Origin of the sequence: Acinetobacter sp. YH12112 (assembly GCF_013418945.1) — a bacterium.
Taxonomy (GTDB): Bacteria; Pseudomonadota; Gammaproteobacteria; order Pseudomonadales; family Moraxellaceae; genus Acinetobacter; species Acinetobacter indicus.
In genome coordinates this window covers 23,124-38,244 of sequence record NZ_VPBA01000008.1, presented here as the reverse complement: position 1 = coordinate 38,244, position 15,121 = coordinate 23,124, and the positions used below count along the sequence as shown (strand labels likewise).

Here is a 15,121-nt window from a genome sequence, read left to right as displayed (position 1 = left end):
CATTATGCTAAAATATTACAGAAATTGAGATTAGCGTTGAAGTCAGTGAATGAGCAATTTAGATTTAAGCATTTATCAAACGAGTGAAAAATTATCGGCACAACAAAAAAAGTTTAATCGATTGCTTAAGAAAATTGAGCAATTACAAATGGTATTGGCGGACTGGCAACAAGCGCAAAAACAAGTTCAAGAGGATGCAAGAGATGAGCTATTACCTTTATATCGTCAGTGGCACCACGTTTTGTTCGCTCAATTAGAGACGCTTTGGCAATATAAAAATACGCATAAAATCGCAAAAACATATTTAGTGCGTTTAGATGAAAAAATTTCAATTTTAGCGAGTCAGCTGCTTAATAATCCGAATCTTTCTGAACAACAACATGAGTTGACGCTTATCATTGCTCAACATTATGAGCTGATAGAAGAAAGTGCTGATGCTGAAGAAGTCAGCTCTCATGTAAATGATCATTCGCATCAAGCGCATGATGCTGATGAAATGATGCAAAAACAAGCCATAAAAGAAATGATAGCAGACCAAATCGGGGTACCCGTAGCTTGGCTTGACTTTGATTTGGATCTCAATAATCTCGACGCGTTTATGGAAAAAGTAAAAGATAAATTAGATCGAGAAGAAGCAAATTTTATTCAAAATCAGCTTAATGAAGATGAGCGTGATGAATATCAAAAGTTTGCTGAAAAGGAAAAAAAGAAAATTTTAAAGAAGCAAACACAGCTTGAAGAAGCGAAAAAAATGGCAGGGCAATCTCTAAAAAGCATTTATTCAAAAATTGCTGCCTTAATTCACCCTGATCGAGAGCAAGATGAACAAAAGCGCATTGAAAAAACCGAATTATTACAGCAAGCAAATGCTGCATTAGAGGAAAAAGATTTGCTTACTCTTTTGAAATTGCGTGTTTTTACAGCGCAAGGTGATCAGGAACAGGCAACAAAAATCGCGAATGAGCATTTGAAATCTTATAATTTATTGTTGGAAGAGCAAGTAGAGAAATTACAATTTGAAATAGATGATATTATTTATTCATTTGATTGGATCGGCTCTGGTTTTTACAAACAGCGTTTTAAACCTGTTGATTTGATAAAAAAATATCAACGCGATTTAGCAGATATTCAAGCAAAACTGTTAAGAGATGAAAAGCGTTTAAATGATTATAAGGATTTTGATTACTTAAAAATTTTACTGAAAAGCAGAGCATTTAGTTGGTCATTTGAGTAATTTTTAGCATTGATTGTCATTCAGAGCATCGTCATTTTGACGATGCTTTTTTATGCACTTTAACCCGCTGATTATTCGCCTTCGCCAAATCCATGCGTCACACCGCCACCGATGCAGAACATCTGATGTGGCAAGTTTTACGCGCCAAGCGTTGTATGAACCTTAAATTTCGTCGTCAGCATGTGATCCAACCCTATATTGTGGATTTTTACTGCCATGAAATTGGTTTAGTGATTGAGTTGGATGGTAGTCAGCATGGAACAGATGATGCTGTGGAATATGATGCTGTACGAACGAATTTTTTAGAGGCGTTGGGTTTAACTGTGGTTCGGTATTGGAATCATGATGTGTTGGGGCGAACTGAGATAGTGTTGGAGGATTTGTGGCAAAAGTGTTGTGAATTAAAAAATACCTCTCCCTAACCCTCTCCTAAAAGGAGAGGGAAATATTCATTACTAAATCCGTGCAAACATAAAATCAAATGATGCTCCTTCTCCCTTTGGGAGAAGGCGGGGGATGAGGGTTTCTAAGATCGTAAACTCTCAATCTCTTTTAAAATCCAAATTTTAACTTGATCATTCTTAGATAAAGAAAACTCTAAAGCAGGCGAGTCACTTGATACATCAACATTTCCTTCATATGGGGAAATGATGAGTAATTTTTCATCAAAAAGCATAAAGAAGTTCCAATGGAATTTGGTACTGTGGATGATTTTTATCGTTCCCTTCTTATTCACTTTTTTATGGATGCCATCCAATTTTGTTTTACAGTTATTAATCTTAGTTTTTATATCCATAGGAGACTTATTGAAACGGCTAGCTATAATTTTAAGATGTTCATTATTGTTTTCATCAGGAAGGATAAATTCTAATTCACCTCCTTTTTTTAAAAAAGCTTCTAATGTCTTTGAATGACTAGATATCCATGAATCAAAATAATGGGTCACAATGGTAACTTTTTTATGATTTTGAAATAGAAGTTTCCAATTTTTATTCTTAAAAAAATCTTGAGTTTTCCAATCATTATTAAAATACGGTTTTACTTCATCTAGTGTTCTTCGAGCAATATCATCAATCAATTTTTCATCACGTTGATTTTCGAAGAAATCTGTTAATGATTTTAAGAGTAATAATGAAACAGATAGAATTATTAAAGTTGGAATCAATGCATTCGATACATCTTTTCCTAATGAGTAAAAAGTTTTTGACCATGAAAAAGGATCAGAACTCAGAAGATATGAGAAAAAGAAATAAAGTCCAATTAAAATTATTGCTGTAATAAAGCTAATAATTCCTAAAAATTTTTGAACTGTTTTTAAGAATTCTGAATTCATACGCCTCTTTATTAGATTGCATTTTTTTAGAGAGGCTATTTTATAGTCTTTAGTGTTTAATGCAATAAAGATTATAAAATAAAGGGCTGAATAATCAGCCCTTTATACTACGAAATTGGTTGAATTAACAACACATTAAAGCGCCGCAATTTGCTCCATATTCGCTTTAATCTTCGCTAATTGATCAGCAAACTCAGCAAGTTTCAATTTCTCACCTTCAACCACAGCAGCAGGTGCTTTCGCCACAAAACCTTCATTCGCAAGTTTAGTGGCAATTTGGTCATGCTGTTTTTGAACCTTGTCTAAGTCTTTTTGTAGACGACCCAATTCCGCTTTAGGGTCAATTAAGCCCTTCATTGGAACGAATACAGACACATGACCGACTACAGATGAAGAAGACAATGGCGGTTGTTCAGCATCTGCAAGGAAAGTAATGCTTTCAACTTTTGCCAATGCTTTAAACAACGGTTCAATACGAGCGATTTGTGCTTTTTCTGCATCAGTAGTGTTTTGAAGCAGAACAGGCAACAAGCGAGCATTACCTAGACCCATCTCACCACGGATGTTACGTACCGCACCAATCAAACCTTGCAGCCATTGCATATCTGCTTCAGCTTGTTCGTTTACTAATGCTTGGTCAGCAACAGGGTACTGTGCGAGCATAATCGTTTCGCCAGAAATGTTGAGTTTCGGCGCAAGTGTTTGCCAGATTTCTTCTGTTAAGTAAGGCATCAACGGATGTGCCAAACGTAAAGAGGCTTCCATTACAGAAAGAAGCACACGACGCACTTCAGCTTTACGTTCAACCGATACGTTTTCGTCATTCAGAACCGGTTTCGTCAGCTCGACATACCAGTCACAGTATTCATTCCAAATGAACTCGTAAATCGCTTGTGCAGCCAAGTCTAAACGATAGGTCGCAAAGGCTTGTTGAACCGCAGCTTCCGCTTTTTGTAGACGGCTGACAATCCACTGCTCAGGCAATTCCCAAAGGTCTTGACGAACGTCTTGACCAATTACTTGATCTTCGCAGTTCATCATTACGAAACGGGTTGCGTTCCAGATTTTGTTGGCGAAGTTACGGTAACCTTCAACACGCTTCATGTCGAACTTGATGTCACGACCGGTGTTGGCAAGCGCACAGAAGGTGAAACGAACCGCATCTGTACCGTAAGACTGAATCCCTTCAGGGAATTCTTTACGGGTCGATTTTTCAATCTTCGCTGCTTGTTTCGGATTCATCAAACCTGTGGTACGTTTTTGTACTAAAGTTTCAAGATCAACACCGTCAATCAAATCTAATGGGTCAAGCACGTTACCCTTAGATTTAGACATCTTCTGACCTTCGCCATCACGTACCAAACCGTGTACATACACAGTTTTGAATGGTACTTGTGGCGTGCCATCTTCATTTTTCATGAAGTGCATCGTAAGCATGATCATACGAGCAACCCAGAAGAAGATGATGTCAAAACCTGTCACCAATACATCAGTCGGGTGGAAAGTATTTAAGAAATAGTTTTCTTTGTCTTTCGCTTCGTCACCTGTCCAACCTAAAGTTGAGAATGTCCAAAGACCAGAAGAGAACCAAGTATCGAGTACGTCTTCGTCTTGGTTCAATTGAACGTCAGCAGGGATGTTGTGTTTCGCACGAACTTCATCTTCGTTACGACCCACGTAAACATTGCCTTCCGCATCGTACCAAGCAGGAATACGATGACCCCACCATAATTGACGCGAGATACACCAATCTTGAATGTTGTTCATCCACGCCATGTACATGTTGCTGTACTGCTCAGGCACGAACTTGATACGACCGTCTTGAACCGCTTCAATCGCAGGTTTCGCAAGTGGGGCAATCTTCACATACCATTGGTCTGTCAATAACGGCTCAACGATCACGCCTGAACGGTCACCGCGAGGTGGCTTCAATGTGTACGGTTGAATTTGATCTAACCAACCTTCAGCTTCGGCTTGAGCAACCAATTTCTTACGTGCTTCAAAACGTTCTAAACCAATATAGTCTGCAGGCGCAGGAATGGTTTTAGAAATTTGTTCGCCTGCTTTTGCGATGTATTCAAATTCAGCAAGAACTTCAGCATTTTTGTTGAAGATGTTGATGATTGGTAATTCGCAGCGTTTACCCACTTCATAGTCATTGAAGTCATGCGCAGGCGTGATTTTTACACAACCTGTACCGAATGCTTTGTCTACATATTCATCTTTAACGATTGGAACCGCACGACCTGTAATTGGCAGGATGATGTTTTTACCGACTAAATCAGCATAGCGTTCATCATCAAGCGCAACCGCAACTGCCGTATCACCTAACAATGTTTCAGGACGCGTGGTTGCCACAACGATGTAATCTTTACCATCGTGGGTACGAAGTGACTTATCTTCAAAGAAGTATTTGAAGTGCCACAGTGAACCTTGTTCTTCTTTATCAGACTCAACTTCTAAGTCAGACAAGGCAGTTTGTAATTTAGGATCCCAGTTTACAAGGCGTTTACCACGGTAAATCAAACCTTGTTCATGAAGCTTAACAAACACTTCTTTAACCGCATTGGATAAACCTTCATCCATGGTGAAGCGTTCACGTGACCAGTCTACAGAAGAACCTAAACGACGAATTTGACGGGTAATGTTACCGCCAGATTGTTCTTTCCATTCCCATACTTTTTCGATGAACTTTTCACGACCAAGATCATGACGGCTCACACCTTGCGCACCGAGCTGACGCTCGACAACCATTTGGGTTGCAATACCTGCGTGGTCAGTACCCGGTTGCCAAAGCGTATTTTTGCCTGACATACGGTTATAACGAGTCAAAGCATCCATGATGGCATTGTTAAAACCATGACCCATGTGCAAGCTACCAGTGACGTTTGGTGGCGGAATCATGATACAGAAAGACTCGCCTTTTTCAGACGGTTTGAAGTAACCGCGCTCTTCCCACGTTTGGTACCATTTTTTCTCGATTTCGGTCGGATCGTAAGTTGTAGCAATATTTTGCGCTGAATCAGTCATAGTTCGAACAGATCAAAAGTAGATAAAAAATTGCATCTATTGTAGCAAAAAAAATGGCGACTTAGGCAGCCTGAATCATTGGCTTGTTTAAGCAATTGGCATCTGCACTTACTCGTCGTATGATGTAGGCAAATAACAATGAGCAAAGTTCGCAGAACAACGACGAAAAAAGCGAGAACAACAATGACCTATTCAATCGCACTAAAATTAAGCCCAGCTACCTATCAGCGTTTTCAGCAGTTACATCAACAGTTTAACCAGGGTAATCCGCACAGTCTGGCCAAGCCTTTAGGCGAGGTGCTGTCACATATTTCCTGTGAAATTGTTGATCAGGTGTTTGGCGAAATTGCCCGGACCAGCAGCTCGCCCGACCGTGAATCGGAAAAAATTGTGCAGCAGGTGATGGACACCGTGCAAAAATATATGCCGTGGTCAGTGTCATTTTTTGGCAATGACCGTCTGGTGCCGATGGTGAATTATCTGCAACAGAAAACCTATGAAAAAGAGGGGCAGGCCTATGTGGCCTATCCGGTCGATAATGTGCTGATTAAAGAAACCTTGGGTTGTGTCGAACAAATCCGGCAGGGCAATAGTGCCTATATCCAGCCAGCCTTTCGGGCTTTTACCCAGATTGTCGATCAGGGCGTGACCAGTCTGGTCCGCGAGCCAAAGAAAATGCTGAAGTTTAATTTTATGGTCGATAAAACCCTGACCGGGGTGATTCAGCTGACTACCCAGCTTGGCTATAAGCGGCTGGAAAAACTCGGCACCCAGTTTGATACCCGCATAACGGAACAGTATTTCAATCATTTTCTGGGCTTTGTGGGCAATGACCCGCAGCCAGAGCGCGGTTACACTGATATTCATCACAACAAATGAACGTATAGAGGGACAGATTCATGGCCAAGCAGGATTTAACAGGAAAAGTGGTGTGGATTACCGGGGCATCTTCCGGATTGGGCAAAGCCTTGGCCAAAGAATGTGCCTTGCAAGGTGCCGACGTCATTCTGACCGCACGCCGTTATGAAGAGCTGGAAAAGGTGCGCGTGACTTTACTGAACCCGGAACGCCATGTGTCAGTTTGTGCCGATATTACCGATGAATCACAGGTACGGCATGCTTATGCGCAGGTGTTAGCGGCCAAAGGCCGGATAGACTGGCTGATTAACAATGCCGGTCTTAGCCAGCGCGCGCTGATTCAGGACACCACCATGCAGACAGAACGTGCCATTATGGAAGTCGATTATTTCTCGCAGGTGTTCCTGACCAAAACCGTGTTACCGACCTTTATTGCCCAGAAATCGGGACGGATTGCCTTTGTCTCTAGTGTCGCCGGTTTGCTCGGCACCCAGTACCGTGCCTCTTATTCGGCGGCCAAAGCCGCAATTCATATGTGGGCCAACAGTTTGCGTGCGGAAGTGGCGCAAGATGGCGTCGAGGTTTCGGTGATTTTCCCCGGCTTTGTCAAAACCAATGTGTCCTTTAATGCCTTAAATGGCGAAGGCAAACCGCAGGGCCATCAGGATGAAGCGATTGAAAATGGTCTGGAGCCGGACCTGTTTGCCCAGACCACGGTCAGTGCCTTGCTGGCGGGAGAGGAATATATTGTGGTTGGTGGCGCCAAGGAAAAACTGGGGGTTTGGGTGTCGCGTTTATCGCCAAGTACGCTGTATAAAATGATCCGTAAAATGAAGGTGAAGTAATACGTTCCAGAGCATTTGACGAGATGAAGACAGATCAGGCCATCAGCTTATTTCTTGATGGCCGTCCCATAGGCAAACACTTCCACCATCCCACCTTGCATCCCCAGTTCGGTGGTGCTTAAACGCAGGCCTAAAATCTGGGTGGCGCCCATTTTCTCGGCTTCCAGCTTTAAGCGTACAATTGCTTCGCGGCGCGCACGTTCCACCACACTTTCATAACTGGTCAGGCGGCCACCGAGTAAATTCTGCACATTGGCAATTGCATATTTAAAGTAATCATGTGAAATCACCACATTGCTGCTGACCAGTTGGCCGGGTAGGTCAGTGCTTTTAAAGCGGCTGCTGTCGAGCTGGATATAGGCCAGTCGCTGTTCCTGTTCAGCCAGATATTGAAAATGCTTGCGTTCGTTATAGCGGCCAAAACCAAAGCCAACGGCAAACAGTACCGCAAAAATCAGCAGCTGCAGGAGCAATCCATCCATGACTTAGTCCTGTGCAGGGAAGGGATCAGGCAGTTTTGGCATGATTGGATCGACAATCACCGCCGTACCATAAACGAACAGTTCAGATGCACCCTGGGCAATGTTGGAAGTAGAAAAACGGATTCCGACAATGGCATTGGCACCCATGCTGCGCGCTTTGTCGATCATCCGGTTCATGGCTTCCTGACGCGATTCTTCCAGCAGTTCGGTATAGGCTGTCAGCTCACCACCGACAATATTTTTCAGTCCGGCCAGCAGGTCACGGCCGACATGCTTGCTGCGTACCGTACTGCCATATACCACATCAATTTGCTGGCGAATGGTGTGTCCGGGTACAGATTCCAAATTACTCAGTAACATGTGATGACCAATAACAATAGATTGATCATGAAGATAGAAAAACTGCGGGCAAAATGCAATCAAAAACATCTCTTTTGTAGTTTTATGCGGGCAGATGTGCATCCAATCCTTTGGCGAGTCACTACAAGCAAAACAGGATTTCTTTGCTCTAATCATCACTGTATTGAACTGCTTTGATCTCATGGATGATCCAGGCACATCATCAGGCAAAGAAAAAGCCAGTCAGCGCGGGGCTCACTGGCTTGATCATCAAGCGATGAGGATGAAATCACCCTGCTGCTTGACGCTGCAACTCAGACAATCTTATTGCTGAGCAGCGCGGCGTTGTTCTGCCACAGACGGCTGCTGGGTCACTTGATCTGAAGTGTTAGCTTTCAGGCCGCCACCTAAGGTTTTATACAGTTCCACCTGATTGTTCAAATTGGCCTGTTCCAGCAATAATAGCCCTTGCTCGGCCGCATAAGAGGCACGCTGTGCATCCAGTACGGTTAGATAGCTGTCAATGCCGGCACGGAAACGGGCTTCCGACAGACGATAGGTGGTATTGGTGGCTTCCACCAGACGGCGCTGTGCGGCAATCCGGTCACCAATATTTTCACGCACTGCCAAGGCATCATTCACTTCACGGAAAGCGGTCTGAATCGACTTTTCATAATCTGATAGCGCAATCTGCTGATCGGTTTCTGAAATGCGGATATTGGCCTGACGTGTGCCCCAGTCAAAGATTGGAATATCCAGACTTGGACCAATTGACCAGACAAAGTTGCCTGATTTGAACAGGTCACTTAAATCGGCCGAGGCATAACCGGCGGAACCGGTCAGGCTGATGGTCGGGAACAGACGGGCACGCGCTGCGGCAATATTGGCACCTGCGGCAGACAGACGGTATTCCGCTGCACGGACATCGGGACGGTTTACCAGCAGATCACTTGGTAAGCCCGCACCAATTGCCGTATTGGAGGTAATGCGGGTAATGCGCTGTGCCGGCAGCAGATTGGCCGGAACCGGTTGACCCACCAGCAGATTCAGCAGGTTTTGTGCCTGCGCCACCTGAGTCTTATAGTTAGCTACATCATTACGCGCGGTTTCGACTGAAATTTGCGCCTGACGTACCGGTAGTTCGCTGTCGATGCCAACGTCAAAACGTTTTTTGTTCAGGTTATACGATTCAAGCTGGGCCTTTAAAGTTTGCTCGGCCAGTTTCAGGTTGGCATTGGCAAAGGAATAGCTGAGCCAGGCCTGAGATACCTGACCAATCAGGGCAATTTGCGTGGCATCACGGGCGCTCTGGGTGGCCAGGAAATTATCCAGTGCATTGTCACGCAGGCTACGGACCCGACCCCAGAAATCCAGCTCATAGGCGGTGACCCCTAAACCTACGTTATAGGAGGTGCTTGGGCCACGACCCTGATTGCTCATGGTGTCCTGACGTAACACGCTGCCACTGGCGCCAATGGTCGGTAACTGGTTATTTTCAGTAATCTGGTACTGTTGCTGGGCACGCTGGATGTTCAGCGCCGCAGTACGTAAATCACGGTTATTGGTCAAGGCCAGATCCAGCACCTGTAGCAGGCGCTGATCGGCAAAGAAATCTTTATAACCCTGTTCTGCAACAGAGCTTCCGGAAGCATTGCTATAGCTGCTCGGAATATTCGCCTGAGCAACCGGCTCTGGCCCGCGCATACTCTGACAGGCTGTCAAAGCAAGCGCAAGGGCAGAAACCGCAATACCACGGCCTGTAAGAGACCATAAGTTTTGCATCACGATACATGCTCCTGATGATTTTGTTGTTTTGGTTTGTATTTAAAGATACTTCGAATCCACACGTAGAATACCGGGATAAAGAAGATACCCAACAAGGTCGAACTGATTACGCCGCCCAGAACACCATAACCGACCGAGTGCTGGCTACCTGCACCTGCACCTGAAGACAGGGCCAGCGGCAGTACACCAAAACCGAAGGCTAAAGTGGTCATGATAATTGGACGTAAACGCATTTTTGCCGCATGTAAAGTGGCTTCAAACAGGTCTTCACCTTTTTCCTGCAACTCTTTGGCGAATTCGACAATCAGGATCGCGTTTTTCGCAGATAGACCAATCACCGCAATAATCGCCACCTGGAAGTAGATGTTATTCGACAGGTTCGGGTTCTGGAACAGCACCATCCCGCTGAAGGTCAGGAACAGGGCACCGACAATACCTAATGGTACGACCAGTAATACCGAGAACGGAATTGACCAGCTTTCATACAGTGCTGCCAGACACAGGAAGACGATTAATAGCGACAGCGCATACAGGAATGGTGCCTGATCACCCGATTCACGTTCTTCCAGTGACAGACCGGTCCATTCATAGTCGAAACCTTGCAAGCCCATGTCTGGCAGCTTGGCAATAATTTCTTCCATGGCCACCATCGCATCACCCGAGCTGACGCCAGGCGCTGGTGTACCCTGAATGTTCATGGAGGATACGCCGTTATAACGCTCTAAACGTGGTGAACCATAAGTCCATTCACCGGTTGCAAAGGCCGAGAATGGTACCATTTCGCCGCGGTTATTACGTACATACCATTGATCGAGGTCTTCCGGCATCATACGTGAGCTTGCTTCACCCTGAACATAGACTTTCTTGACACGACCGCGGTCGATAAAGTCATTGATGTACGAACCACCCCAGGCCATGCCCATGGTGCTGTTAATTTCAGCAATACTCACGCCCAAGGCACCGGCCTGCGCATGGTCCACAATCACGCGGTACTGTGGTGTATCTTCCTGACCATTTGGACGAACCCCGGCCAGACGTGGATCTTTGGCTGCTTCACCTAAAATGATGTTACGTGCCATGGTCAGTTTTTCATGACCCTGACCGCTGGCATCTTTCAGCTGCAGGTTAAAGCCGGCACTCACGCCCAGTTCAGGCATGGCAGGCAATTGCAGTGGCATGATGTAAGAAGCATCTTTAACAATCATGTTCAGTGCCATACCACGCTGGATAATCGCACCGACCTGAGATTCTGGCGAAGTACGTTCTGACCAGTCTTTCAGCTTAATGAAGGCCAGACCTGCGTTTTGTCCAACCCCGGTGAAGGAGAAGCCGGCCACACTAAACACAGACTCGACATGCTCTTTCTCATTTTCCAGGAAGTAGTTGGTCATGGTGCTGACAACTTTGTCAGTCCGTTCCAGACTGGCATTTGGTGGCAATTGCACCAGTGTCATCACCACACCTTGGTCTTCATCCGGCAGGAATGAAGATGGCAGTTTCTGGAATAACAGCACAATCACAACCAGCACTGCACCGTAAATAATCCCGGAGAAAATCTTGCTGTGGGTCATACGGTTCACACCGCCCTGATATTTCACCGACAGCTTGTCAAAGCTGCGGTTAAACCAGCGGAAGAAACGCGCAAACAGACCGTTGCTTTCTGGCTTGTTCGGATCATGCTGTTTCAGCATGGTCGCACACAGGGCAGGGGTAAAGGTTAAGGCTACAATCAGCGACAGTACCATTGCCGTGACCAGGGTCACCGAGAACTGACGATAAATCACCCCGGTCGTACCACCGAAGAATGCCATTGGTACGAATACCGCAGACAGCACCGAGGTAATCCCGATTAACGCGCCAGAAATCTGTTTCATTGACTTTTCAGTGGCTACCACAGGGTCGAGATGTTCTTCGACCATGACACGTTCCACGTTTTCCACCACGACAATCGCGTCATCGACCAGCAGACCAATCGCCAGAACCATCGCAAACATGGTCAGGGTGTTAATCGAGAAGCCGAACATGTTGATGACGGCAAAGGTCCCCAAGACCACCACCGGTACAGCCATGGTTGGAATAATGGTAGCGCGCCAGTTCTGCAGGAACAGGAACATCACCAGGAATACCAGAATAATCGCTTCAATTAAGGTTTTAACAACACTCTTAATCGACAATTCAATAAATGGTGTGGTATCAAAGCCCAGCTGATCGACCATCCCTTGCGGGTAGTTTGGACGTAACAGCTTTAAGCGCTCTTCAACGGCTTGGGCGGTATCCAGCGCGTTGGCACCGGTTGCCAGTTTAATCGCAACACCACCGGCAGGTTTGCCGTTGAATTTGGAATCAAACTGATAGTTGTCTGCACCGAGTTCTACACGGGCCACATCACCCAGACGCACCTGTGCACCTGAAGCAGTATTTTTCAGGAAGATATTGCTGAACTGTTCTGGGGTTTGCAGCAGGCTTTGTGCCGTTACGGTTGCGTTGAGCACCTGACCTTCTACGGCTGGTGCACCACCTAGCTGACCGACAGCGACCTGGGCATTCTGGGTACGAATGGCAGTGGCAATATCACTTGGTGTAACTTGCAGGCTGGCCATTTTGGCGGGGTCCAGCCAGATGCGCATTGCATAGGAACCACCAAACACCTGCACTTCACCGACCCCGGCCACACGGCTTAAGGGTTCGGAAATATTGGAGTTAACATAGTCTTTAATGTCATTTGCCGACATGCTGCCATCAGGCGAATAGAAGGCCAGAACCTGCAGGAAGCTGGCGCCTGATTTAGTGACCCGTACCCCTTGACGCTGGACATCTTCCGGCAGCAGGGCAGTAGCAGACTGTAATTTGTTCTGTACCTGAACCTGGGCGATGTCAGGATCGACGCCTTGTTCAAAGTTCAGTGCAATAGATGCAGAACCGTTACCGGCACTGTTCGATGAAATATAACGCAAGCCATCGAGACCATTCATCTGCTGTTCAATAATCTGGGTCACTGTGTTTTCAACTGTTTCAGCCGAAGCACCCGGATAAGTCGCAGAAATGGTGACCGTTGGCGGCGCAATGGTCGGATACTGGGCAATGGGCATATTGGATAGGGTTAGAATACCCGCCAACATGATCACCAGTGCAATCACCCATGCAAAAATCGGGCGATGAATAAAAAATTGAGCCATTGAAGTCTACCCCTTATGTATTTGAAGTAGCTTTTTGTTCAGCCTGAGCATCCGCCTGATCTGCTGGTTGTTTTGCCTTATCTGATGCAGCAGGTTGCTGGGCACCTTGTGGCGCGGCAGCTTGCGGTTGATATGGTTTGGCTACCACTTTCTGTTCCGGCTTGACTTTGGCAATGCCTTCTACAATAACTTTGTCACCGGTTTGCAGACCTTCAGTCACAATCCAGTCTTTGCCCTGAATACCGGCAGTGGTTACTGGACGTGGTTCAACCACGCCTTTGGCATTGACCAGCATCGCCATGGCCTGACCGGTTGGGGTGCGGGTAATGGCAGCTTGCGGAATCAGCACGGCATTTGGAATTACCCCTTGCACAATTTGTGCAGTGGCAAACATGCCTGGCAATAACAGATGGTTTGGATTCGGGAATACTGCACGTAAAGTCACGGTACCCGTATCCGGATTAACGCTGGCATCGGAGAATGCCAGACGGCCTTCAACCGGATAATAGCTGCCGTCTTCCAGTTTCAGCTTGACTGTGGTGTTGTTACTGCTGTTTAAATCACCTTTACTCAGCTGCTGGCGTAAACGTAGCAGTTCAGCACTTGACTGGTTGATATCCACATAAATCGGGTCCAGACGCTGAATGGTCACTAACGGTTCCTGCTGGCTGGCAGTCACTAATGCACCTGCAGTCACGGTAGAACGGTTGGTCTGACCTGAAATTGGTGCACGTACGGTTGAATAACCCAGGTTAATTTCTGCATTGCGCAGTTCGGCACGGGTGGCCGCGACATCTGCTTCAGCCAGTTTCACCTGCGCCACAATGTCATCATATTCCTGTTTGGAAATGGCATTACTGCCCACCAATTGACGATAACGGCCTTCTTTGACACGTAAGACGTTCAGATTGGCCTGCTGACGTGCCAATGCTGCACGGGCGCTATCCACTGATGCACGGTTGGTCCGTGAATCAATTTCATATAAGGCCTGACCTTCACGTACATAGCTACCTTCGGTAAACAGACGTTTCTGCACCACACCGCTGGTTTGCGGGCGAACTTCAGAAATTTCAAAGGCAGTGGTACGGCCGGAAAGTTCAACAGACTGCTCGACACTTTGTGGCTGTACAACAATCACTCCAACTTCTGTTGGAGGCATTTGCTGCTGGGCTGCAGCTTGCTGCGCATCATTTGGATCTTTGCTACAACCCACAAGCGCGATGCTTGTGGCCAATGCGCAAGCAGTGAGGGCAGGGGCCCAAAGCTTTGCAGACATCATTCTTCCACCTCAATTAGATTTTTATCTATCTAAAAATTATTCATTGGTTTGCGCTGGCTGTACTTGATCAAGATCAGATAAAGCAGCGTGATCCAGATAAAACTTATGCTCCAGCCTGACAGGACATCTGAGGGAAAATGTACGCCAAGATACACTCTTGAAATTCCCATCAGCAACATCCACATAACAGTACATATTACAATGGCTTTATGTGCGGGATGTTGCATTGACACATAAATTGCAAGACAGCCCAGCGTTGCGGCATAAAAACTGTGTGCGCTGGGAAATGAGGCACCATAGCTATTGACCAGATGATACATTTCTGGCGGGCGCTCTCTTGCAATCAGATACTTGAGTATCCAGGCAGTGGCAAAACTCCCCATTAGTCCAATGCTGACCAGCACGATATTTGCATATTCCTTCTGCCTGGCCAGATACAGGCACCAAAGACTGGATAAAAATAATACAAATGGCATGCCACCAATGACAGATAACCCCGTCATTAGTGAATTCAACATCTCGTTACGGTGCTGGCTGAACCAGTCTACAATTGCCGAATCAAGGGCAGTGAGCGCTGGAACATAAAGCATTAACACGCTGAAAAAACACAACAAACCACCGAGATAAAGCAAAAAATTAGGCATGCCGAAATCCTGGTTAGTTTAGCTGATCCGAGCGCAGTCCGGTAATGGATTAAAGTGTACTCGACAGTACACTTCATTTCAAGCCTGTATAAATTATGCTAATTTCTTTTTCAATT

At 45.8% G+C, this 15,121-nt stretch carries 11 protein-coding genes and 1 pseudogene; 4 read left to right on the top strand and 8 right to left on the bottom strand.

Annotation, left to right across the window (positions count from 1 at the left end; genetic code table 11):
• The first annotated feature begins 49 nt into the window (after positions 1-49).
• Entirely contained in the window at positions 50-1,234 is a 1,185-nt protein-coding gene (locus FTU50_RS04525) for a molecular chaperone DnaJ (RefSeq protein ID WP_180046401.1), read from the top strand.
• 71 nt (positions 1,235-1,305) lie between these two features.
• A pseudogene (locus FTU50_RS04520) lies at positions 1,306-1,656 on the top strand (endonuclease domain-containing protein); the annotation flags it as partial.
• Between the two features lie 104 nt (positions 1,657-1,760).
• On the opposite strand, the gene FTU50_RS04515 reads toward FTU50_RS04520, so the two are convergent.
• Positions 1,761-2,567, bottom strand: coding sequence for a hypothetical protein (locus FTU50_RS04515; protein ID WP_168416558.1), 807 nt, complete (start codon positions 2,565-2,567; stop codon positions 1,761-1,763).
• Positions 2,568-2,702: 135 nt separating this feature from the next.
• Positions 2,703-5,597: a valine--tRNA ligase gene (locus FTU50_RS04510; protein WP_180047069.1), complete on the bottom strand. Its 2,895-nt coding sequence runs from the start codon at positions 5,595-5,597 to the stop codon at positions 2,703-2,705.
• Positions 5,598-5,780: 183 nt separating this feature from the next.
• Between FTU50_RS04510 and FTU50_RS04505 the strand changes: the two genes are divergently transcribed.
• The gene (locus FTU50_RS04505; RefSeq protein WP_005176074.1) at positions 5,781-6,476 is read left to right on the top strand and encodes a hypothetical protein; all 696 of its coding nucleotides are present in this window, start codon (positions 5,781-5,783) and stop codon (positions 6,474-6,476) included.
• A 20-nt stretch (positions 6,477-6,496) separates the two neighbouring features.
• Positions 6,497-7,300: an SDR family NAD(P)-dependent oxidoreductase gene (locus FTU50_RS04500; RefSeq protein WP_160241550.1), complete on the top strand. Its 804-nt coding sequence runs from the start codon at positions 6,497-6,499 to the stop codon at positions 7,298-7,300.
• A gap of 47 nt (positions 7,301-7,347) precedes the next feature.
• Here FTU50_RS04500 and FTU50_RS04495 read toward each other — a convergent pair whose 3' ends face one another.
• The 6 genes from FTU50_RS04495 to FTU50_RS04470 form a co-directional block, all read right to left on the bottom strand.
• Positions 7,348-7,782 carry a YbjQ family protein gene (locus FTU50_RS04495; RefSeq protein ID WP_005176078.1) on the bottom strand — a complete coding sequence of 145 codons (435 nt, stop codon included), beginning with the start codon at positions 7,780-7,782 and terminating at the stop codon, positions 7,348-7,350.
• Between the two features lie 3 nt (positions 7,783-7,785).
• The gene (locus FTU50_RS04490) at positions 7,786-8,142 is read right to left on the bottom strand and encodes a YbjQ family protein (RefSeq protein ID WP_005176080.1); all 357 of its coding nucleotides are present in this window, start codon (positions 8,140-8,142) and stop codon (positions 7,786-7,788) included.
• A gap of 303 nt (positions 8,143-8,445) precedes the next feature.
• On the bottom strand, positions 8,446-9,903 hold the full coding sequence (gene adeK / locus FTU50_RS04485; protein WP_005176082.1) for a multidrug efflux RND transporter AdeIJK outer membrane channel subunit AdeK: 1,458 nt from the start codon (positions 9,901-9,903) through the stop codon (positions 8,446-8,448).
• On the bottom strand, positions 9,903-13,082 hold the full coding sequence (locus FTU50_RS04480) for an efflux RND transporter permease subunit (RefSeq protein ID WP_180062683.1): 3,180 nt from the start codon (positions 13,080-13,082) through the stop codon (positions 9,903-9,905). The genes adeK and FTU50_RS04480 overlap by 1 nt, the downstream gene beginning before the upstream one ends.
• 13 nt (positions 13,083-13,095) lie before the next feature.
• A complete protein-coding gene (locus FTU50_RS04475; RefSeq protein ID WP_005176086.1) occupies positions 13,096-14,361 on the bottom strand; it encodes an efflux RND transporter periplasmic adaptor subunit in 1,266 nt (421 codons plus the stop codon).
• Positions 14,362-14,390: 29 nt separating this feature from the next.
• Positions 14,391-15,005 (bottom strand): phosphatase PAP2 family protein, encoded by a 615-nt coding sequence (locus FTU50_RS04470; protein ID WP_045795816.1) that lies wholly within the window; start codon positions 15,003-15,005, stop codon positions 14,391-14,393.
• Between the last annotated feature and the right edge of the window lie 116 nt (positions 15,006-15,121).